At 62.5% G+C, this 19,638-nt stretch carries 19 protein-coding genes; 11 read left to right on the plus strand and 8 right to left on the minus strand.

The annotated features are described in order from the left end of the window. Window positions 1–124: 124 nt before the first annotated feature. From LB519_RS25540 to LB519_RS25550, 3 genes are all read right to left on the minus strand, one after another. Window positions 125–490: a hypothetical protein gene (locus LB519_RS25540; protein ID WP_013529963.1), complete on the minus strand. Its 366-nt coding sequence runs from the start codon at window positions 488–490 to the stop codon at window positions 125–127. Window positions 491–705: 215 nt separating this feature from the next. After that, window positions 706–939 carry a hypothetical protein gene (locus LB519_RS25545; RefSeq protein WP_013529962.1) on the minus strand — a complete coding sequence of 78 codons (234 nt, stop codon included), beginning with the start codon at window positions 937–939 and terminating at the stop codon, window positions 706–708. A gap of 39 nt (window positions 940–978) precedes the next feature. After that, window positions 979–1,281 carry a hypothetical protein gene (locus tag LB519_RS25550; RefSeq protein ID WP_024504541.1) on the minus strand — a complete coding sequence of 101 codons (303 nt, stop codon included), beginning with the start codon at window positions 1,279–1,281 and terminating at the stop codon, window positions 979–981. Between the two features lie 253 nt (window positions 1,282–1,534). On the opposite strand from LB519_RS25550, the gene LB519_RS25555 reads away from it, so the two are divergent. Both LB519_RS25555 and LB519_RS25560 read left to right on the plus strand, forming a co-directional pair. After that, window positions 1,535–2,251 (plus strand): response regulator, encoded by a 717-nt coding sequence (locus LB519_RS25555; protein WP_013529960.1) that lies wholly within the window; start codon window positions 1,535–1,537, stop codon window positions 2,249–2,251. Then, window positions 2,248–3,654: an ATP-binding protein gene (locus LB519_RS25560; protein ID WP_224621490.1), complete on the plus strand. Its 1,407-nt coding sequence runs from the start codon at window positions 2,248–2,250 to the stop codon at window positions 3,652–3,654. The genes LB519_RS25555 and LB519_RS25560 overlap by 4 nt, the downstream gene beginning before the upstream one ends. Window positions 3,655–3,706: 52 nt before the next feature. On the opposite strand, the gene choV is transcribed toward LB519_RS25560, so the two are convergent. The 3 genes from choV to LB519_RS25575 form a co-directional block, all read right to left on the minus strand. Beyond that, window positions 3,707–4,888, minus strand: a complete 1,182-nt coding sequence (gene choV, locus LB519_RS25565) for a choline ABC transporter ATP-binding protein (RefSeq protein WP_024504539.1) — start codon at window positions 4,886–4,888, stop codon at window positions 3,707–3,709. Then, window positions 4,885–5,739 (minus strand): choline ABC transporter permease subunit, encoded by an 855-nt coding sequence (gene choW / locus LB519_RS25570; protein ID WP_024504538.1) that lies wholly within the window; start codon window positions 5,737–5,739, stop codon window positions 4,885–4,887. The genes choV and choW overlap by 4 nt, the downstream gene beginning before the upstream one ends. Window positions 5,740–5,873: 134 nt before the next feature. Continuing rightward, window positions 5,874–6,809 carry a choline ABC transporter substrate-binding protein gene (locus tag LB519_RS25575; RefSeq protein WP_013529956.1) on the minus strand — a complete coding sequence of 312 codons (936 nt, stop codon included), beginning with the start codon at window positions 6,807–6,809 and terminating at the stop codon, window positions 5,874–5,876. A gap of 237 nt (window positions 6,810–7,046) precedes the next feature. On the opposite strand from LB519_RS25575, the gene LB519_RS25580 reads away from it, so the two are divergent. From LB519_RS25580 to LB519_RS25615, 8 genes are all read left to right on the plus strand, one after another. Next, entirely contained in the window at window positions 7,047–7,658 is a 612-nt protein-coding gene (locus LB519_RS25580) for a thymidine kinase (protein WP_013529955.1), read from the plus strand. A gap of 91 nt (window positions 7,659–7,749) precedes the next feature. Continuing rightward, window positions 7,750–8,139, plus strand: a complete 390-nt coding sequence (locus LB519_RS25585; RefSeq protein WP_127366411.1) for a c-type cytochrome — start codon at window positions 7,750–7,752, stop codon at window positions 8,137–8,139. 311 nt (window positions 8,140–8,450) lie between these two features. Further along, entirely contained in the window at window positions 8,451–9,539 is a 1,089-nt protein-coding gene (locus LB519_RS25590) for a hypothetical protein (protein WP_127366410.1), read from the plus strand. Between the two features lie 31 nt (window positions 9,540–9,570). Further along, a complete protein-coding gene (locus tag LB519_RS25595; protein ID WP_027162175.1) occupies window positions 9,571–10,716 on the plus strand; it encodes a hypothetical protein in 1,146 nt (381 codons plus the stop codon). A gap of 24 nt (window positions 10,717–10,740) precedes the next feature. Further along, the gene (locus LB519_RS25600) at window positions 10,741–12,651 is read left to right on the plus strand and encodes an AAA family ATPase (RefSeq protein ID WP_224621491.1); all 1,911 of its coding nucleotides are present in this window, start codon (window positions 10,741–10,743) and stop codon (window positions 12,649–12,651) included. 42 nt (window positions 12,652–12,693) lie between these two features. Next, the gene (locus LB519_RS25605) at window positions 12,694–13,998 is read left to right on the plus strand and encodes a DUF6638 family protein (RefSeq protein ID WP_224621492.1); all 1,305 of its coding nucleotides are present in this window, start codon (window positions 12,694–12,696) and stop codon (window positions 13,996–13,998) included. Window positions 13,999–14,103: 105 nt separating this feature from the next. After that, complete coding sequence (locus LB519_RS25610) at window positions 14,104–15,228, plus strand: DUF2333 family protein (RefSeq protein ID WP_013529949.1); 1,125 nt, start codon at window positions 14,104–14,106, stop codon at window positions 15,226–15,228. A gap of 313 nt (window positions 15,229–15,541) precedes the next feature. Next, the gene (locus LB519_RS25615; protein ID WP_024504532.1) at window positions 15,542–17,221 is read left to right on the plus strand and encodes a formate--tetrahydrofolate ligase; all 1,680 of its coding nucleotides are present in this window, start codon (window positions 15,542–15,544) and stop codon (window positions 17,219–17,221) included. Window positions 17,222–17,288: 67 nt separating this feature from the next. Here the strand turns inward: LB519_RS25615 and LB519_RS25620 are convergent, their stop codons facing one another. Beyond that, window positions 17,289–17,933, minus strand: a complete 645-nt coding sequence (locus tag LB519_RS25620) for a cysteine hydrolase family protein (protein WP_127367390.1) — start codon at window positions 17,931–17,933, stop codon at window positions 17,289–17,291. 126 nt (window positions 17,934–18,059) lie between these two features. Here LB519_RS25620 and LB519_RS25625 point away from each other — a divergent pair, with 126 nt between their 5' ends. Then, window positions 18,060–19,055 (plus strand): GlxA family transcriptional regulator, encoded by a 996-nt coding sequence (locus LB519_RS25625; RefSeq protein WP_024504530.1) that lies wholly within the window; start codon window positions 18,060–18,062, stop codon window positions 19,053–19,055. 5 nt (window positions 19,056–19,060) lie between these two features. Here LB519_RS25625 and LB519_RS25630 read toward each other — a convergent pair whose 3' ends face one another. After that, window positions 19,061–19,618: a sugar O-acetyltransferase gene (locus tag LB519_RS25630; protein ID WP_224621493.1), complete on the minus strand. Its 558-nt coding sequence runs from the start codon at window positions 19,616–19,618 to the stop codon at window positions 19,061–19,063. Window positions 19,619–19,638: the final 20 nt, after the last annotated feature.

The raw sequence follows: 19,638 nt of genomic DNA on the forward strand, positions 1-19,638 counted from the left end.
TGCGTAAGCGATGTGACCGCCATTCTGGCACCGGTGAAAACGGTCGTCCATTTTGATCGACGCGCGAAACCGGTGTCCGCCGACGCGGCCATCCACGATCATGTGGGAAAGTGTCGGTTGCCGTTCAACGGCCCTGGCGGCCGAACATGCGACGGCCGGGAATCTGCCGCACGGCCGCAGCGGGCGGTATATCGGACCGAAAACGGTTTCCGCCGGCATCCGCCCGGCGTTCCAGCCAGGTCGCGATCGGCCACGCGGCGACGCAGATCAACGTCGCGCCGGTCAGCACGACCAGCAGCCAGGTCTGTGCCGGCGTTATGTAGTCCCAGTTGGTGGAAATCGCCGGCGCGAACAGCGAAGGCTCGGTGCGTCCGCTGGCCGGATCGGGGACCGGGCTGGCGGTGAACAGGATAAGCACTCTGGCGAGGCCGGTGGCAACCAGACCGCCGATCACCATCGAGCGCAAAATGGACGAAAGCCGCTTCTTCATGCGGATTGTCCTACACGGCCGGCGTTGCAAACGGGTTAAGTGTCAGTCGAGGCGGAAGCTGCCGGTGCCAGACTTCGCCAAAGATCAGTTGAACCCATCGACCGCTTCATCGCCAAGGTCAGGGCTTCAGCGGCTCGGACAGGAAGAAGGCCGCTCCAACCGAAACCAGCTGGAGCGGCCTTGGTCAACAGGCCGGCATTTTATGCCGGACCTTATCAGGTCTTCGGGGCGTCCTTCTTGACGGCCTTCTCAGCAGCCTTCTTGTGCTTCTTGACGGTCTTCTTGACGACCTTCTTCGGAGCAGCCTTGGCCGGAGCGGCAGTCGCCGGAGCGGTGGTCGTCGAAGCAGCCGGAGCAGCGGTCGTGGTGGCGGCGGCGTTGCCGAGAGCCGGCATCGCGAAAGCGAGAGCGACGGCGAGACCGGTTGCGGAGAGGATGGACTTTTTCATGGCTTCGTTTCCTTTTTATGCGGGTCAAGTTTCGGAGCGTTACTGAACCGGGTCGTTCGGCGTCACTCCAAGCAGCTTCAAAGCATTGGCGAGCATCCGGATGCCCTGTGCCTGTTTCTTGGCGGCGCAGTACCGGTTGCCCTTTCTCTGAAGTGCCTTTGCCGCGGTGACCTGCGTTGCCGTGGCATGGGTTTCGAGGGCTTCATCAAATTGGTGGCTGAGATTGGCGCACCGTTCGCTCCGGGTTGTGAGCGTCGCCTTTGCGTCCGATTGTCCGACAGCGGCAGTGACCAGGCAGAAGCCCAGCAACGCACCCAACAAACTGATCGACAACCTTGGCATCGGTTTATCCGTAAACCCGGAGACTAGCGTCGCAGCCGATGACCTGACCGCCACGAGATCAGTTATGCCTTTGAAATTTTTCAGGAGTTTTTCTGAACTGTAGAATTTTGTTTCTGGAGTGTGTCTGAGAAAGCCGGTGTGAACCCCATCATAGCCACTGGCCAACATATGGCCTGAATTCTATCGTGTGGGTTGCGACCGAAGGGCTTGGCAATCAAAGACAGAAGGGCTTGGCAACAATGACAGGGCTGCTGTGAAATCCGATGCACACATACTGATCGTCGACGACGACAAGGGCATCCGCGACCTGCTGCAGGAATTCTTCCAGAAGCGGGGCCTGCACACCTCGGTTGCCGCCGACGGCATCGAGATGGAGACCATCCTGCGGCGCGTCCAGGTGGACCTCATCGTCCTCGACGTGATGCTGCCCGGCAAAAGCGGGCTGGAGCTGTGCCGCGACCTGCGCGCCCAGTATTCGACGCCGATCATCATGCTGACCGCCGTCACCGAGACGACCGACCGCGTCGTCGGCCTGGAAATGGGCGCCGACGACTATGTGCCCAAGCCCTTCGACCCGCGCGAGCTTTTGGCGCGCATCCGGGCCGTGCTCAGGCGCAATGGCGCCGCCGAGCCGAAGCGCGCCACCACCAAGCAGATCTACCGCTTCGCCGGCTGGACGATGGACTGTGCCCGGCGCCGGCTGATCGCACCCGACGATGTCAGGGTCGAGCTGACCATGGCCGAATTCAACCTGCTGCAGACCTTCGTCAAGAGTGCGCAGCGTGTGCTGACCCGCGACCAGCTCATCGAACTGTCCGGCGGCGACAGCGACTATTCCTTCGACCGCAGCATCGACATCCTGGTCAGCCGGTTGCGGCGCAAGATGGAGGACGACCCGAAGACGCCCAAGCTGATCCTGACCGTACGCAGCGGCGGCTACCAGTTCCTGCCCGAGACGACCTCCGAATGAGACGTTTCCTGCCGCAGACCTTGCCTGTCTGGGTGCTGCTGATCGTCATTGCCGGCCTGCTGATCAGCCAGGTCGCGACCCTCTACATCGTCTCGCGCGACCGCGCTGCCGCCAACGACGTCGTCGACCTCTACCGGCTCAACGACCGTGCCTACTCGCTGGTGCAGCTCATGCATGACGCCAGTCCGGACGAGCGCAAGGCGACGGCGACCGGCCTGTTCAACTCCACCTACGCGCTCACCGTTTCGGACACGCCGGCGGTCACTTCGTCGATCGCCGGCGATGACGAACTGGCCGAACTCGAAGACATCCTCGTCGGCCGGCTGTCCAAATTCGGCATCACCGATGCACGCGTGCGCCGCGATCCGGCGACGCGCGAGGCCGACGACGCGGACGGCACGACGCCAGGACCCGACATCGGCCAGGTCGAGCGCGACCTTCTGGTGCTGGCCGCCGACTTCGCCCAGAGCGACAAGCTGACGGCATCGCTGCGCTTCGCCGACGGCCAATGGCTGAATTTCACCGAACCGATCACGCCCGTCGGCCCGATCCTGAGCTTCGACAGCCTGCCGCTCTATTCGCTGATCGCAGGGCTGGTGGTGATCATGTCGATCTGGTCGCTGCGCCGGCTGACGGCGCCCTACCGGATGATGGAAACCGCCGTGAACCGGATCGGCAAGGATCTGAAGAGCCCGCCGATCGCCGAGAGCGGCAGCCGCGAGGTGCGTGCCGCCGCCAAGGCGATCAATGCCATGCAGGCGAGATTGCGCGAATATGTCGAGGACCGCGAACATCTGGCGGCGGCACTGGCGCATGACCTGCGCACGCCGATGACCAGAATGCGCCTGCGCCTGGAGCTGTTGCGCAAATCGGCGGTCCGCGAGGCGCTGGCGCACGACCTCGCCGATGTCGAGAGCATCGCCAGCTCGGTGATCGACTTCGCCACCTTCGAAGTGACCGAGGAAAAGAACGAACGCATCGACTTCTGGTCGCTCGTGGAATCGATCGCCGACGGCTATGACGACGTATCGTTCGACGACGAGACCCGTTCGCGCGGGCTGATCTGCATGGCGCGGCCGGTCGCGCTCAAGCGCTGCGTCACCAATCTGGTGCAGAACGCGGTCACCTACGGCAAGAAGGCGCATCTTTCGCTGCGCCGGTCGGAGGACATGATCCTGCTCACCATCCGCGATGAAGGGCCTGGCATACCGCAGGCGCAGATCGACGCCGTGTTCGGCTCGTTCGTGCGCCTCGAACAATCGCGCAACCGCCAGACCGGCGGTCTTGGTCTCGGCCTGACCATTGCCCGCAACATCGCGCGCGCCGCAGGTGGCGAGATCCGCCTGTCCAACAATCCCGGCGGCGGCCTGCTGACGCAACTGCGCCTGCCGCTGGCGGCATAAAAACAAGGCGCGCCCGGTCGCCGCGCCTCGCCGCCGTTGGATTCCGAAGAAACTACCGCCGCAACACCGCGCTCAGCACGTCGCGAATGCCGATGGCGCCGACGAAGCGCGACTGGTCGTCAAACAGCGCTACCGGAGCGGTCTGCGAACGGTGCATGGCCAGCATGACGGTTTTCAGCGAGGTGCCCGGGTTGGCCCAGAACACTTGCGCGGCTTCCTCGGATTGGCCTTCGACGTCGGCGCACGACACCCAGACCGCCGGCTTGCCGTCGCGTTCGGCCGCCGCCACCAGCCCGTGGTCGTCGATCTTGAAGCGCGTCGTCTTGCGGCGGTCGAGCCAGACCCAGCCGTCCTTGCCGTGCTCCAGATCGCGACGGTCGCGCATCACGTTCCAGGCGGTCAGCACCGACAGCGGGTTCACATTGGCGATGAAGTCTCGGACATAGTCGTTGGCGGGCCGCAGCACGATGTCTTCGGGCGCGCCGGTTTGCACGATGCGCCCACCCTCCATGATGGTGATGTGGGAGCCGATCTTCAGCGCCTCCTCGAGGTCGTGGCTGACGAAGATGATGGTCTTCTTCAATTCAGCCTGCAGCTGCAGCAATTCGTCCTGCAGCTTGGTGCGGATGAGCGGGTCGAGCGCCGAGAACGGCTCATCCATCAACAGGATCGGCGCCTCGGTGGCGAAGGCCCGCGCCAGGCCGACGCGCTGCTGCATGCCGCCCGAAAGCTCATGCGCATATTTCTTCGACCACTGGTCGAGATTGACCAGCTTGAGCTGGCGTTGGACGCGCTCCTTGCGTTCGGCTTCCGGGACGCCGGCCAGTTCGAGGCCGAGACCGACATTCTCCTCCACCGTGCGCCAGGGCAAAAGGCCGAACTGCTGGAACACCATCGCCACCTGTTTCTGGCGCAGGCGCCGCAAGGTCGCCTCGTCGCAGGTGACGACATCGACGGTCTTGTCGCCATCCTTGACCAGCACCTGGCCGCGCGACACCACGTTGAGCCGGTTGACCGCCCGCAGCAATGTCGACTTGCCCGAACCGGAGAGGCCCATCAGAACGGAGATCTCGCCCTCGTTCACGGTCAGGCTGGCTCCGGCGCAGCCCAGTACATTGCCGGTCTTTTCGAGGATCTCGGCGCGGCTGGCGCCGGCGTCGATCATCTTCAGCGATCCGGCCTGGTCGGCGCCGAAGACGATATCGACGTTCCTGAAATCGACGGCGACGGTCATTTCTTGCCTCCAACGGCGATGCGGGTCATCCGGTCGAGCACGATGGCCAAAACGACGATGGCAAGCCCCGCCTCAAGCCCGAGGTCGATGCGGCGCGAGCCGAGCGCCCGGTTGATCTCGGTGCCGAGCCCGCCGGCGCCGATCAGTGCGGCAAACACCACCATCGACAGCGACAGCATGATCGATTGCGTCAGGCCGGCCATGATGGTGGGCAGCGCCGACGGCAGTTCCACCTTCCACAGCAGCTGGCTCTTGGTGGCGCCGAAAGCCTCGCCGGCCTCGACGATCGACTTCGGCACCGAGACGACGCCCAGATGCGTGAGCCGGACCGCGGTCGGGATGACGAAGATGATGGTGACGATGAGGCCGGGCGCGTTGCCGAGGCCGAACAGCGTCAGCACCGGGATCAGGTAGACGAAGGTCGGCAGCGTCTGCATCAGGTCGAGCACCGGCAGCATGACGCGGTAGACCTTCGGCTTGTGCGCTGCCCAGATGCCGAGCGGCACGCCGATGGCCATGGCCATGGCAGCGGCCGCGACGACCAGCACCAGCGTCTGCACCGTCTGCTTCCAAAGGTTCTGGTTGATGATGAAGATCAGGCCGAGAAAGACGCCGATGGCAAGCGGCCGCGAGCGTTGCAGCAGCCAGGCGACAACGGCGATGACCAGCGCCAGCAGCACCGGCGGCACCATCAAGAGGATGCCGACCAGCCCGTCGAGCAGGAAATTGAGGCCATTCGAAAAGGCCCTGAACACAGTGTCGAAATTGTCGGTGAGGAAACCGAAGAAGGCCTTTCCCCAGGCGCCGATCGGAATCTTGTGATCGACCATGAATTTCGAAATCGGATCCATATCGCCCCTCTCGTGCAGGAGACCGCCCTGCCCCTCGGCCTCGGCCGTCGTCATCTTGTCACAGGATATGAAAAAGGGCAGCCTTTTCTAAGATGGCTGCCCTTCCTGGTTCGGCTTTGCCGAATTCAGTCGACTCAGCTTCCGAGCGCGGTCTTGATGGCGGCGGCAGCGTCACCGCCGTCGAAGGTAGTCACGCCGGCTATCCACGGGGCAACGGCATCCGGGTGCTTCTTCAGCCAGTCGGTTGCAACCGTATTGGCGTCGCCGCCCTTGAGGATCGCGTCCATCATCTCGCCTTCCATGTCCAGGTTGAACTTCAGGTTGGCGATGAACTTGCCGGCGTTCGGGCATTCGGTGGTGTAGCCCTTGCGCACATTGGTGTAGACGGTGGCGGCGCCGAAGCCGCTGTCGCCCATGCCGTCGAGATAGGTGATCTTCATGGCGCCCATCACCGGATGCGGCGTCCAGCCGAGGAAGGCGATCCATTCATTGTTCTTCATCGACTGCTCGGCCTGCGTCAGCATGCCGGCTTCCGAGGATTCGACCAGCTCGAAGCCTTCGAGATTGTCCTTCGGGTTCTTGATCATGTCGAGGATGATGCGGTTGCCGTCATTGCCGGCCTCGATGCCATAGATCTTGCCGTTGAACTTGTCCTTGAACTTGCCGATATCGGTCAGCGATTTGACGCCGGCGTCGGCGACATAGGTCGGCACGACGATGCCGTAGCCGGCGCCGGTCAGATTGGTGCTGATCGTCTCGACCGAACCGTCGGCTGTATAGTCCTTGATGTCGTTGGTCATCGACGGCATCCAGTTGCCGAGGAACACGTCGAGATCCTTGTTCTTCAGCGACGCCATGGTCACCGGCACCGACAGCTGGATCGTTTGCGGCTCATAGCCGAGCGCGGTCAGCAGCACGGAGGCGACGCCGGTCGTCGCCTGGATGTCGGTCCAGCCGACATCGGAAAGGCGCACCGCCTTGCAGCTTGCCGGATCACCGGCGTAGGCAGCGCTGGTTGACAAAAAAGCCGCCAGGCCGAGGCCGGCGACGAAAGAGTTCATACGCGACATAGACAGTCTCCCATTGTGATTCTTTGGCGAAGCGTAGCTACGGTTTCTGTGCCCGCCTTGTTTCGTCAGCCAAACACCATTCTGGTGTGGTTTCAAGCATTAAGACAATCACGATCAACGGCGCGGGCTGGCCAATCAGCGACACATCAGGCGCTTTTGTCTGGCCAGCCGGCTTTTTCAGGGGAATGCCGCTCTGGCCCCTCCCCGTGTCAGGCCAAGTCGGCTTAAAAGAGCGGCATGGCCAAGCTTTACTTCCACTACGCGACGATGAACGCCGGCAAGACGACGATGCTCTTGCAGGCCTCTTACAATTACCGCGAGCGCGGCATGGGCACGATGCTGTTCGTCGCCGGCCACTACCGCAAGGGCGATACAGGCCTGATCTCGTCGCGCATAGGCCTGGAGACGGAAGCCGAGATGTTTCGCGACGGCGACGATCTGTTCGCCCGCGTCGCCGCTCATCACGCGCATACGTCGGTGCATTGCGTCTTCGTCGACGAGGCGCAGTTCCTCGAGGAAGAGCAGGTCTGGCAGCTCGCCCGCATCGCCGACCGGCTGAACATCCCGGTCATGTGCTACGGCCTGCGCACCGATTTCCAGGGCAAGCTGTTTTCCGGCTCGCGCGCGCTGCTGGCCATCGCCGACGATTTGCGCGAAGTGCGCACCATCTGCCGATGCGGCCGCAAGGCGACGATGGTCGTGCGCCTCGGCCCCGATGGCAAGGTGGCGCGCCAGGGCGAGCAGGTGGCGATCGGCAAGGATGTCTATGTCTCGCTCTGCCGCCGCCATTGGGAGGAAGAGATGGGCCGCGCCGCGCCAGACGACTTCATCGGCTTTATCAAGGGCTGACGGCCCCGGCGGCCTTGACCCCGGCCCGATGCAGCGTTTCTTAAGGCCTCGGTACTATAACGCAGCCAGCCAGAGCTCTCCGGGGTCAGCCATGCTTCGAGCCGCTTCGTTCGCCAGTATCCTTCACCTTGCCAGCTCGCTCGTAGCCCATGCCGGCGGCGATCCTGCCCTGGGCAAGAAGGTCTTCAACCGATGCATGGCCTGCCATGACGCAGCCACCGACCGCGACAAGGTCGGTCCGCATCTGTCGGGCGTCGTTGGCCGCACCGCCGGCAGCGCCGAGAGCTTTCTTGGCCACTATTCCGAGGCGATGAAGAGTGCTGGCGCCGCCGGCCTGGTCTGGGATGAAGCCAATCTCGCCGAGTATCTCAAGGCCCCAAAGCTGAAGGTGCCGAGCAACAAGATGGCCTTCGGCGGCCTGACCAATGACGACGACATCGCCAATGTCATCGCCTATCTGAAGGCCGATCCCAAGCCCTGATCCGCTGTTCGTCAGCTCTGTAAAACCGGCTTTCCCCTCGCATATCGCGGCCGCGATTGCTTCAGTGATTTGCCGAATACAAAGGCATCCGTGCGCCATCGGCTTGCCGCATGAAAGTTCAATGACAGCTGAACTACGGCTGGCAGGCAAGCTAATCACGCCAGGCCCCCGCCTTCACTGGTTTTCAAGACCCTGATGGATTCTTTTGTTTTCACGCCGCCCTTGTCTTCACGTCTTTCAATCCCCCGATGCCCCACATATATTCGCCGCTGTTCGCGACCAGCGACGTCATGCCGAAGCGGGAGGCCCCAATGGCGACATTGCAGAATTTCGACGCCGAAATTGCCAAGACCAAGCAGGTCGTGCAGGACATGCGCTCCAAGATCGAGCAGTCCGGCACCGTGCTTGATACGCTCGCCACATCGGACAAGAAGATCGGCGACGCCAATTTCGACCTCGAGAACGCCCGCATCGAGGATGTGCTGAAGCAGCAAAAGGTGATGGAAGGCAACATTGCCGACCTGATCATCGGCCTGGAGGACGCCACCAACGTCTTCGGCTCCGAGTTCGAGAGCATGAAGAACTACACCGGCTGGGAAAAATTCATCGGTATCTTCTCCAGCCAGAGCAAGCAGCGCATGCGCACCGACCGCGTCCGCAACATGTCGCTGGCGGGCAATCTGCAGGAATTGCTGGTCAAATCCGACACCATCGTCGGCATATTGAAGGCGCAGAAAGAGGTCCTCGACCAGCGCTACAAGACCTCGGAAACCAGCCTGTCGCAGGTGATCGAGCGCCGCAAGACCACCATGACCAACCTCGAAGCCGTGCAGAAGCGCATCGAGGAGCTCAACCCGATGCTGCTCGACATCGAAAACAAGATCGCCGCTTCGACCAGCCAGAAGGACCGCACGCAGCTCGAAGGCGAACGCTCCAAGCTGGCGACGGAATACAACGAAAAGCAGGCCAAGGAGCAGGAGCTGCTGGCCGAGAGCCAGACGCTCGAGCGCTACACCTCGATGTTCCAGACCTTCGTCGATTCGCTCAACAACCAGATCGCCGCGCAATCGACGCTGATCAACAAGCTGACCATCGATACCGAGCAGCGCATCGTGCTCTACAAGGCGCTGGAAGATTCGCTGAAGACCGCCGCCCAGCAGGACGTCGCCCACAAGATCAACACGCTGGGCAGCCAGGTCGACAACACCGCCGAGGAAACCATGGCCGGCATCGGTGCTGCTTCGCAAAAACACATCGGCGACCTACTCGAGATGCACGAGAAGAACATGGTCGCCACCGCCGACATCCAGCGCCGCAAGAAGCTGGCCGACGATGCCTTTGCCCGCCGCTTCGACGAGGTGCTGAAGAAGCACAATTCGGCAAACTACGTGCAGTCTTAGGGGTGATAGGACTGCCCGCGAGCGCACAGGCATGACCCCCGAAAACGAAGCGGCGGCACGATATTTCTCCGCCATCACGGCCGCGCTGAGCGGCCTTGAAGTGTTCATGCGCGACGATCGCTCGCCGCTTTACCGGCACGGCATCGTCGCCAAGATCGTCGCCGAATACATCGCCCGGCTCGACAAGTCGTTTTCCTGCTGGCGCAACCGGCTGGGCTTCATGGATACGTTCCGCATTTCGCGGGCCGAAAGCGGATTCCCGGTGTTCCAGAACCTGCTCGAACTGGAAAACGACCGCCGCCAGGCCGACGCGCGGCTTGCCAACATCCCGCTCGCCGGCGAATTGCGCGAGGAAATGGCCGACTTCATCCTGCGCCACAAGGAATTCCCCGAGGCGCTGCAGAAGTCGATGGCCGAGCGGCTCTATCTCGAGGACGTGAAGAGCGAGAACACGTTCGGTCCCTTCACGCTGGCGCAAACCGCCAAGGTCTCGGTCAATCCGAAGACGGGACGGCCCTATTATCTCGTCCATTGGGCGACGTTCGACGGCAGCGCCAACCTGCCTCTGGTCTACATGGTGACGGTGGAGGATTCTTCCGACGCGATGATCCGCCAGCTTGTCGACAGAAACGGCAAACTCAACGAGACGGTCGACATTCCGCTGCCGGTCGACGGCCTGCTCAATCCCGAGCTTGCCCATCGTTTCGACGATTTCACCGAGAAGAACTCCGCCTATACGCTGTCGCCGGCGACCATCGCGGTCAACCTCGACAAGGATTTCGAACCGTTGCACCCCAAGCAGCTGCGCCGCGTCGTGCTCGGCCCGTTCTATTCGGTGGGGATTACCGACAACAATTCGACGGTGACCGAGGTTCTGGCCAAGGTGCGCAAGCCGCAAAATGCCTGGCTTTTGACCTGGACGATCCAGGAGGTCTATTCCAAGAGCGAGAAGCCCGGCCGCAAGGGCCTGTTTTCGAGTGAGAAGACAACGCAGGAATTCTTCATCAACACTGATGATCTGGAAGCCGCGCGTCAGGGCGTGTCGAGCTATGAAAACCATGCGCTGATTCCGCACGAGGCCTATCAGGCACTCTACGCCGCCGGCGAAGCACAGAAGATTTTTGCCGGCTACAAGGTTCATATCCTGTCCAACGGACAGGTCATCTCAGACGTCTGACCGTCACACCACGGAGCACCCTTCATGGATACCGGCCTGACCACCATTCCGGAAGCCGCCATCGAGAAGCACCGCGCCACCGCGCAGAGCTTCATCACCCGCATCGTCGTGCTGGAGGACCCGTCACGGGAGTCCGGCACCGCGCTTGCCGGCACCAACCGCCGCTTCGTCTCGACCGTCTCGGTCGGCTCGGTGCGTCGCACGCGCGAGGTCGAGCTGGCCAAGACCGTCGGCGCCGTTCATCCCGACGACCAGCTGCTGACCATCCCGCAGCACACGCTCCTGTTTCGCGCCCGGCGCGGCACGGCGATCGCGCTGGCCATATCGGACGTCTTTGCCGAAGGCTCCGACCTCGAAAGCCTGCAGGCCAGGAATACCCGCGCGCCGCTCGAAGGCGACGAAGCGGCCACCTTCAAGAAGCTTCTGTCGGCCTCGGCTTACATCTCCGCCTTCGGCCTCGCCTCCTACCTGTTCCAGCTGATCGACAGCGACGGCGAGGCACCCAACGACATCCCCGAGCCGGACTTCCTGTTCGACACGCCGCAGGATGCGGTGAAGTCGATCCTCGCTGGCCTCGACAAGGCGATCTCGGGATCGTCCGATGATGCCGATTTGATGACAAGGGCACGCGCCTTCGCCCGCGTCGCCATCGACGGGCTTCTGGCCCGCAAGGGCCGCTTCGACGGCATCGGCCCGTTCGAGAACGCCCATATCCGCATCGATGCCGACGATTTCACTCTCGATGGTTTCGACGTCGCGCCGGGCAAGCGCTCAAAACCGCTGGTGATGACCTTCAAGAAGCCGGAAGAGGTCGTCGGCAACCACATCGCCAAATACCAGTCGGTCAAGCTCGCCAAGATGCTGATGGCCTATGATTTCGAGCGCGAACTCAATCCGTTCGTCGAGCTCGGCGGCTTCCTGTTCACCTTCATCGGCGACGGCGCCCCCGGCACCGGCAAGACGACGCTGATCCAGATGATCGCCGGCCTCGTCAACGGCTATTGCCAGGTCGCCGGCTATCCCTTCGCCTACGAGAATTTCGGCGTCGACCAGATCTCGTCCTACCAGGGCAAGTCGGGCCAGAATTGCCGCCAGTTCATCAACAATGTCTTGAACCCGCGCGTCATCGGCTTCGGCACCATCGACGACATCGACCAGGTGGCGGCGCGCCGCTCCGACGACCGCGCCTCGGCCGGCCAGCAGGAGATAACAGGCGTCTTGATGGACGCCTTCGCCGGCGCCGCCACCGTGGTGCGCGGCAACTGCTCATTCGGCATGTTCTCCAACTACCCCGAAAATGTCGACGACGCGCTGCGCCAGCGCGCCGGCGCCCGCTGGCTGGTCGACGGGCCGCAGAGCCGCGACGACTACATCGATATTTTTGTCCTGCTGGCGGGGAAAAACCACAAGATCCCGCTCGGCGAACACGACCTCTACGCCGCGCAGGAAATCCAGCGCGCCGTGACCGAAGCCTATGAGGAGCACGAGAAGCCGCAGGAAGATGGACTGATGAAGGTCTACGAGCGCTACATGAAGGAGAACGGCGCGCCGAAATCGATGGCCGATATCGGCACCTATCTGCACCTGATCAAGGATGCCGAGCCCCGCTTCACCGGTCGCGCCATCAAGAATGTCACCGACGCTATCAAGATGCGCGCCATGGACATCGAGCTTCCCGACGATTGGTTCGAGAAGCCGGAAGTCTTCATGCACAAGGGCTACGACGAGAAGAAAGCGATGATCGAGGAACTGCGCGGGCCGTTCTCGATGGACATGGTCATGCAGGAGATCAACCGCTACGCCGACTCGGAGTTCCGTTATTCCGACAAGTCCGACGACTCCGCCGTGGAAAAACTGCTGCGCGACGCCCGCCTGCGCGAACGGGCTGCGCGCGAGATGGAGGAGATGAAGAAGAAGGGGCTATGGAATGCGTGAGCTGCGCCGGCCTTCCCTTCACCCCTTGTGGGAGAAGGCAAGATGAGCCCCGCCAAGAAATCCGATCTCCTGCGCGACAATGAGCTGATCTATGGCCGGCTGCTGACGGTCGACGAGCCGCATCTGATCCAGCGCTACAACAAGGCGCTCGCCGCATTCGGCTTGAAGCCGACCAAGCTGAAGACCTTCCAGATCGATCGCACCGGCTTTTCGCCCGAAGTGGCCGAGGAATGCAACGACTACGACTATCTCGATCCCAACGAGGTCAACCGCCGTTTCATCATCCTGACGCCGTCGCAGATCGACCTGCCGGTGGTGCACACCGCCTTCTCCAACACCTCGCAGCTGATGTTCGAGTTCATGTCCAAGAACCAGCGCGCCATCGATGCGCTGACGATCAAGGATGTCATCTACGGCGAGATCGAGGATTCCGTTCCCAAGGTCAACGATATCGAGGACCTGCTGTCGATCAGCCAGGTCGAGTTCAAGGTGCTGTCGGCTGAGGATGTGCTGGGCAAGGCCGCCGAGCTCGGCAAGCTCGTCGACCGGTTGAAGCAGGAGCCCGACGCCTGGCGCGACAGCGCCATGCTGAACCGCATGGTCGAGCTCGCCAAGATCTGCGGCGACATCCGCGAGAACGCGCTGGTGCCCGACCAGGTGATCTTCCGCCACAACGCCTACTGGACCAGCCATTTCGGTGGCCTTTACGTCTTCGTCGACCCGGATGTGACGACGGTGATCAGCGATCCTGCGGCGCCAGGCTTCCGCCGTTCGCGGCCGTGGCAGGTCAGCTATCTCTCCATTAACGACGCCGACAAGGTGTTCAAGTTCCTCGCCACCACCGGCCGCATCGAGTTGCCGCGCGCCTCCTGGGTCGAGGCCTCGGGCTATCTCGAGCACCGCGCCGAGATGGTGGTGCGCGCGCTGATCCGCGATGCCGAGCCGAACCGCAACTTGACCAATGTCGACAAGGTCTGGCTGCAGACCTGGATCCAGAGCCATGCCGACCTGATCACCAGGGACGGCAATTTCCCTTTCCTCAACGCCGCCAAGCGCGAGATCGCCCAGCTCGGCCACCTGAAGATCGAGGATGTCTTCCCGCAGCAGCGCTTCCTGGTGATCCGCGCCAAGCCTGACCATCCTGACGCCTGGCTGACCAACCGGCTGATCTCGGATTTCGTACCGTCGGACTTCGTCTCGCGCTACATCTTCAACAAGGACGGCTTCTACAAGGACTATGGCGGCTTCAGCGACGCCTGGCGATCGCATGTTGTGGACGTTCTCAAAACCACATATTTGAAGGACAAGGTGGCGTTTCGCACGCGCCTCTACGGCCTGACTGACTAGAACGAAATGAACCGTTATTTCGTTCTAACTTCTTGTTTTGGCGCATAATGTTATCCAAAAAGTCTGCAACTTTTTGGCATCATGCTTGAGGGGGGTGACACAGCCATGCTCGATCCGATCGTGAACTTCTTCACCCGCATTTTCCAGTGGATCGGCCGCGGTATCGGGCTTTTGATCGGCGTCATCCTGTGGCCGTTCCTGTGGGCCGGACGCTGGTACACGCAACGCGGCTGGATCCTCAAGGCGGCGGTCGGCCTTGCTCTGCTGGTGCTGATCGGCCTCTATGCCAATTTCTTCTACGCCACCCAGTGGTGGAACAATTTCAACCCGAACTATCCAGACACCTACACGTTCGAGAAGCGCAATGTCTCCGCTGGCGAACAGGTCTCCGCCGGCGCCGGCACCGACACGGCCAAGACCTGCGGCAACTCCGGCATTGCCCAGATCGCCGCCGACCTGACCGACTTCAACGTCAACCAGAATGCCTGGATCTCGTCGATGATCCTCTACAAGCTCGGCCTGTTCGGCATCGACTGGGACAACACGCCGTGGATGGACAACAAGGCCTCCTTCCAGCGCGGCATCAACCAGGCGGTGCGGCGCACGGCGACCGAACTCGCCGACAATCTCGGCCGCGTCCGCACCACCTCGCAGATCGACAGCGATCTGCAGAATGCCCGCGGCAACCTGCAGTTCGACGAGGAGACCTGGTATTTCGGCCTGAACCCGTTCGGTCCCAAGACACCGACGCCGAGCTACTATCGCGACGCCGTGCGCATGCTGCGTTCCTTCAACGCTCGCCTTGCCACCTGCCAGGCGACATTCGACGCCCGCGCCGACAATCTGAAACAGTATATCGACCGCATCTCGTCCGACATCGGCTCGACCTCGGCGATCCTCAAGGAACGCGCCGAGAACCACAACAATGGCTGGTTCGACTTCCGCGCCGACGACCGCTACTGGTTCGCCTATGGCCAGCTCTATGGCTATTACGGCCTGATGAAGGGCGCCCAGGCCGACTTCGAGGACGTCATCAAGGAAAAGCATCTGCAGAACCTCTGGGACACGATGGACTCGCAATTCGTTTCTGCGCTGAAGATCCAGCCTTTCATCATCGCCAATGGCCGCGAGGATGGCTGGCTGTTGCCGACGCATCTGACGACGATGGGCTTCTATGTGCTCAGGGTGCGCTCCAACATGGTCGAAATCAGCAACGTTCTGACGCAGTAGCGCTGTTCCATTAGGGACCAGGCGATGGCGAATTTGCGCCGTCGCCTCTGTCGCATTCCGTGCATTGTGCGGCTGTTTTGAGACGGCGGAACGACGCGTCCTCTGGCTTCTATACGGCGCGGCAACGGAGCCAGGAAGAACCGACGACAGGTCGGCCGGTCCGCAGAAGAATTTTCTCAAGAGGAAACATAGTTGCATACAAGTTGACGCCGCGGCAGCGACAGGGTTAGAACATGCCCGCGCCCGGTTCCAACCTGCTTGCCAGTAAGACCAAACCCGTCCCCTCCACCGTCCAATCCAGAGGAAAGCCGTCATGGCCGAAGTGAAGTCCGACATCGAGATCGCGCGCGGCGCCAGGAAAAAGCAGATCCAGGAGATCGGCCAGAAGATCGGCATCCCGACCGAACACCTGCTGCCCTACGGCCACGACAAGGCCAAGATATCAGCCGAATTCATCAAATCGGTGAAGGGCAACAAGGACGGCAAGCTGATCCTCGTAACCGCCATCAACCCGACGCCGGCCGGCGAAGGCAAGACCACGACCACGGTTGGTCTCGGCGACGGCCTGAACCGCATCGGCAAGAAGGCGATCGTCTGCATCCGCGAGGCTTCGCTCGGCCCGAACTTCGGCGTCAAGGGCGGTGCCGCCGGCGGCGGCTATGCGCAAGTCGTGCCGATGGAGGACATGAACCTCCACTTCACCGGCGACTTCCACGCCATCACCACCGCGCACAACCTGCTTTCGGCTCTGATCGACAACCACATCTACTGGGGCAATGAGCTCGGCATCGACACCCGCCGGGTCGTCTGGCGCCGCGTCATGGACATGAACGACCGCGCGCTGCGCGAGATCATCTGCTCGCTCGGCGGCGTCGCCAACGGCTTCCCGCGCGAGGGCGGTTTCGACATCACCGTCGCCTCGGAGGTGATGGCGATCCTCTGCCTGTCGACCGACCTGAAGGATCTGGAAAAGCGCCTCGGCGACATCATCGTCGCCTATCGCCGCGACAAGTCAGCCGTCTATGCCCGCGACCTCAAGGCCGACGGCGCCATGGCTGTGCTGCTGAAGGACGCCATGCAGCCGAACCTGGTGCAGACGCTGGAGAACAACCCGGCCTTCGTGCATGGCGGGCCGTTCGCCAACATCGCGCATGGCTGCAACTCGGTCGTCGCCACCACGACGGCGCTCAAGCTCGCCGACTATGTCGTCACCGAAGCCGGCTTCGGCGCCGATTTGGGTGCTGAAAAGTTCTTCGACATCAAGTGCCGCAAGGCGGGCCTGAAGCCGGCAGCGGCGGTCATCGTCGCCACCGTGCGCGCCATGAAGATGAATGGCGGCGTCAAGAAGGAAGACCTCGGCACGGAAAACGTCGAAGCGGTGAAGAAGGGCTGCGCCAATCTTGGCCGCCACATCGAGAACATCAGGCAGTTCGGCGTGCCGGCGGTGGTTGCCATCAACCATTTCTATTCCGACACCGACGCCGAGATCCAGGCGATGAAGGACTATGTCGCCTCGATGGGCGAAGAAGCGATCCTGTGCAAGCACTGGGCACACGGCTCGGCCGGGATCGAGGATCTCGCCAACAAGGTGGTGGCACTGGCCGAATCCGGCGCCTCGCAGTTCGCGCCGCTCTATCCCGATGCCATGCCGCTGTTCGAGAAGATCAACACCATCGTCCAGCGCATCTATCGCGGCTCGGAAGCGATCGCCGACAAGTCGGTGCGCGACCAGCTCAAGGCGTGGGAAGACGCCGGCTACGGCCATTTGCCGGTGTGCATGGCCAAGACCCAGTATTCCTTCTCGACCGACCCGAACCTGCGCGGCGCGCCGACCGGCCACACCGTGCCGGTGCGCGAGGTCAGGCTTTCGGCCGGTGCCGGCTTCGTCGTCATCATCTGCGGCGAGGTCATGACCATGCCGGGCCTGCCGAGGGCGCCGTCCTCGGAAAAGATCTTCCTCAATGAGGCCGGCAATATCGAAGGCCTGTTCTAAAATCCTTCAATTCAAACAGAAAGGGGGCCGCAACGATGCGGCCCCCTTTCTGTTTTTTCGGATAGCCCTAAGCAGCGCTGCGCGACAGCGCCCGCTGGTTGGAGCCGAAGATCGTGTCGCGCTCCGGCAGCGCGCCGGTCTGCAGGCACTCCACCCATTCGGCGGTCTTGAGCACGGCGGCGAAGCGCGACTGCAGGATGATCGTGACCACGCGATGGATCTCCTCGGCCGAGGCGTAGCCGGCGCTGTTGGCGTAAGGCACCGAGCCGGTCGCATCCGACAGGAACTCGACGGCAAAGCCCATATGCACGGCGTGGATAATGGTCGACAGGTCACAATTATGCGTCATGTAGCCGACCACCGTGATCGTATCGATGGCATTGGCGCGAAGCCAGTCTTCCAGATCAGTGCCGGTGAAGGCGGAGGGCAGGTTCTTTTCGACATAATGGTCGCGCTCGCGCCTGGCGATTTCGGGATGCAGTTCGCCGCCGTGACTGCCCTTGGCAAAGATCGGCGAGGTCTCGGGCGCCATCTGCTTGACGACCACCACCTTGATGCCGGCAGCAGTCGCTGCATCCATGGCGCGTGCCACATTGACGACGCTGTCGCGGAACGGCGGATGCTGGATGGCGAGATTGCCGCCGTCGTAATCGTTCTGCACATCGACGACGATCAGCGCCCGGCGCGGCGTGGTGTTGGCTGGGTCAGACATGGTGTTTCCTTTCCGGCTTGAATTCGATGGATGGAAGATAGGCGGGCTGCCAGACAGCCGAAAGTGACCCGATTGACATCATTCGAAAGAATTGGGACAATCCGCATTCAACCGCTGGAAGCACCCATGAACGACCCGATCATTGCCGTCCTCGCCTTCGACGGCATCAGCCCGTTCCATCTTTCCGTACCGTGCCTGGTCTTCGGCGAGGACAGGACGGCGCTTGGCCTGCCGCGCTTCGACTTCCGCATCTGCGCGGTCAAGGCCGGCCCGATCCATACCGAAGCCGGGCTGACAATTGCCGCGCCGCATGGGCTCGAAGGGCTCGACGGCGCCGATATCGTCATCATCCCGAGCTGGCATCATCTGAGCGAACCGGTATCGCCGCTGCTGATGGAAGCGCTGCGCCATGCGCACCAACGCGGCGCCTTGATTGTCGGCCTGTGCCTCGGCACCTTCGCCATTGCAGCGGCCGGGCTGCTTTCGGGCCGACGTGCCGCGACGCACTGGGCCTATTGCGAACAATTGCAAACACTCCATCCCGACATCGCTGTCGATGCAGCGGTGCTCTACGTCGACAATGGCGATGTCGTGACCTCGGCCGGCGTCGCCGCCGGCCTCGACTGCTGTCTCCACATCGTGCGCGCCCGCTATGGCGCGGAAGCAGCACTGCGGCTTGCTCGCCAGATCGTGCTTTCCCCGCATCGCCAGGGCGGCCAGGCGCAATTCATCGAGCATCCGGTGGCAAGAAGCGCGGACGCCGACCGCTTCACCCAGGCCCTCGACGCGGTTCGCGCGACGCTTGGCGAAGCGCATAGCCTGGACCGCGTCGCCGAGGCCGCCGGCCTGACCCGCCGCACCTTTACCCGTCGCTTTCAGAAATCGATCGGCGCCAGCTTTGGCGATTGGCTGACCAGCCAGCGGATCGAACTGGCGCAGCGTTTGCTGGAAGCGACGGAGAAATCCATGGACATGATCGCCTTCGAAGCCGGCTTCGGCAGCGCCACCTCGCTGCGCCAGCATTTTGCCGCGAGACTGAGGACATCGCCGGCGCAATACCGGCGCGAGTTTTCCAGGCGAGGCGATCAGGAAGAGCGCATGACGTATGTCCTGTCGTCCTGACCTGTTCAGCCCCGCTTGACCGGCCGCGCCGGATTGCCGATCACCGTGGCGTTCGCCGCCACGTCGCGCGTCACCACCGCACCGGCGCCGACGATGGCGCCTTCACCGATGCTGACGCCGCCAAGGATGACGGCTGAGCCGCCGATCCAGGCATTGGCGCCGATCTCGATCGGTCGGGCGACCTCCAGTCCGGCCTGCCGCCCACTGGCCTCCTTGTGATGCTCGGCGCAGTAGATCTGCACGTTCGGGCCGAGCAGCGTTGCCTTGCCGATGCGCACGCTTGCCGTGTCGAGGATGGTGCAGCCGGCATTGAGGAAGACGCCGTCGCCGAGAAAGATGTTGAAGCCATAGGCGCAGTGGAACGGCGCCTCGATACGGGCGCCCTCGCCGGCTCTTCCCAGCAGTGCCTTCAGACCCGGCCCGAGATTGCCGCGTTGACGAGGCGGCAGCAAGTTGTGCTCGAACACCGCATCGCGCGCTATCATCCGCAACGACTCCAGTTCGTCATCGATGCAGGTATACCATTCGCCGGCCACCATTTTCACGCGCTCGCTCTCAGCCATGATGCGGTCTCCAGTTCACG

This window comes from Mesorhizobium sp. AD1-1 (assembly GCF_020164655.1).
In the GTDB taxonomy this organism is placed as follows: domain Bacteria; phylum Pseudomonadota; class Alphaproteobacteria; order Rhizobiales; family Rhizobiaceae; genus Mesorhizobium; species Mesorhizobium ciceri.

What these genes read in the sequence shown, in the direction of transcription:
- LB519_RS25540 (WP_013529963.1), bottom strand. Translation starts at nt 490, where the DNA reads ATGAAGAAGCGGCTTTCGTCCATTTTGCGCTCGATGGTGATCGGCGGT.
- LB519_RS25545 (WP_013529962.1), bottom strand. Translation starts at nt 939, where the DNA reads ATGAAAAAGTCCATCCTCTCCGCAACCGGTCTCGCCGTCGCTCTCGCT.
- LB519_RS25550 (WP_024504541.1), bottom strand. Translation starts at nt 1,281, where the DNA reads ATGCCAAGGTTGTCGATCAGTTTGTTGGGTGCGTTGCTGGGCTTCTGC.
- LB519_RS25560 (WP_224621490.1), top strand. Translation starts at nt 2,248, where the DNA reads ATGAGACGTTTCCTGCCGCAGACCTTGCCTGTCTGGGTGCTGCTGATC.
- choV (WP_024504539.1), bottom strand. Translation starts at nt 4,888, where the DNA reads ATGACCGTCGCCGTCGATTTCAGGAACGTCGATATCGTCTTCGGCGCC.
- choW (WP_024504538.1), bottom strand. Translation starts at nt 5,739, where the DNA reads ATGGATCCGATTTCGAAATTCATGGTCGATCACAAGATTCCGATCGGC.
- LB519_RS25575 (WP_013529956.1), bottom strand. Translation starts at nt 6,809, where the DNA reads ATGTCGCGTATGAACTCTTTCGTCGCCGGCCTCGGCCTGGCGGCTTTT.
- LB519_RS25580 (WP_013529955.1), top strand. Translation starts at nt 7,047, where the DNA reads ATGGCCAAGCTTTACTTCCACTACGCGACGATGAACGCCGGCAAGACG.
- LB519_RS25585 (WP_127366411.1), top strand. Translation starts at nt 7,750, where the DNA reads ATGCTTCGAGCCGCTTCGTTCGCCAGTATCCTTCACCTTGCCAGCTCG.
- LB519_RS25590 (WP_127366410.1), top strand. Translation starts at nt 8,451, where the DNA reads ATGGCGACATTGCAGAATTTCGACGCCGAAATTGCCAAGACCAAGCAG.
- LB519_RS25595 (WP_027162175.1), top strand. Translation starts at nt 9,571, where the DNA reads ATGACCCCCGAAAACGAAGCGGCGGCACGATATTTCTCCGCCATCACG.
- LB519_RS25600 (WP_224621491.1), top strand. Translation starts at nt 10,741, where the DNA reads ATGGATACCGGCCTGACCACCATTCCGGAAGCCGCCATCGAGAAGCAC.
- LB519_RS25605 (WP_224621492.1), top strand. Translation starts at nt 12,694, where the DNA reads ATGAGCCCCGCCAAGAAATCCGATCTCCTGCGCGACAATGAGCTGATC.
- LB519_RS25610 (WP_013529949.1), top strand. Translation starts at nt 14,104, where the DNA reads ATGCTCGATCCGATCGTGAACTTCTTCACCCGCATTTTCCAGTGGATC.
- LB519_RS25615 (WP_024504532.1), top strand. Translation starts at nt 15,542, where the DNA reads ATGGCCGAAGTGAAGTCCGACATCGAGATCGCGCGCGGCGCCAGGAAA.
- LB519_RS25620 (WP_127367390.1), bottom strand. Translation starts at nt 17,933, where the DNA reads ATGTCTGACCCAGCCAACACCACGCCGCGCCGGGCGCTGATCGTCGTC.
- LB519_RS25625 (WP_024504530.1), top strand. Translation starts at nt 18,060, where the DNA reads ATGAACGACCCGATCATTGCCGTCCTCGCCTTCGACGGCATCAGCCCG.
- LB519_RS25630 (WP_224621493.1), bottom strand. Translation starts at nt 19,618, where the DNA reads ATGGCTGAGAGCGAGCGCGTGAAAATGGTGGCCGGCGAATGGTATACC.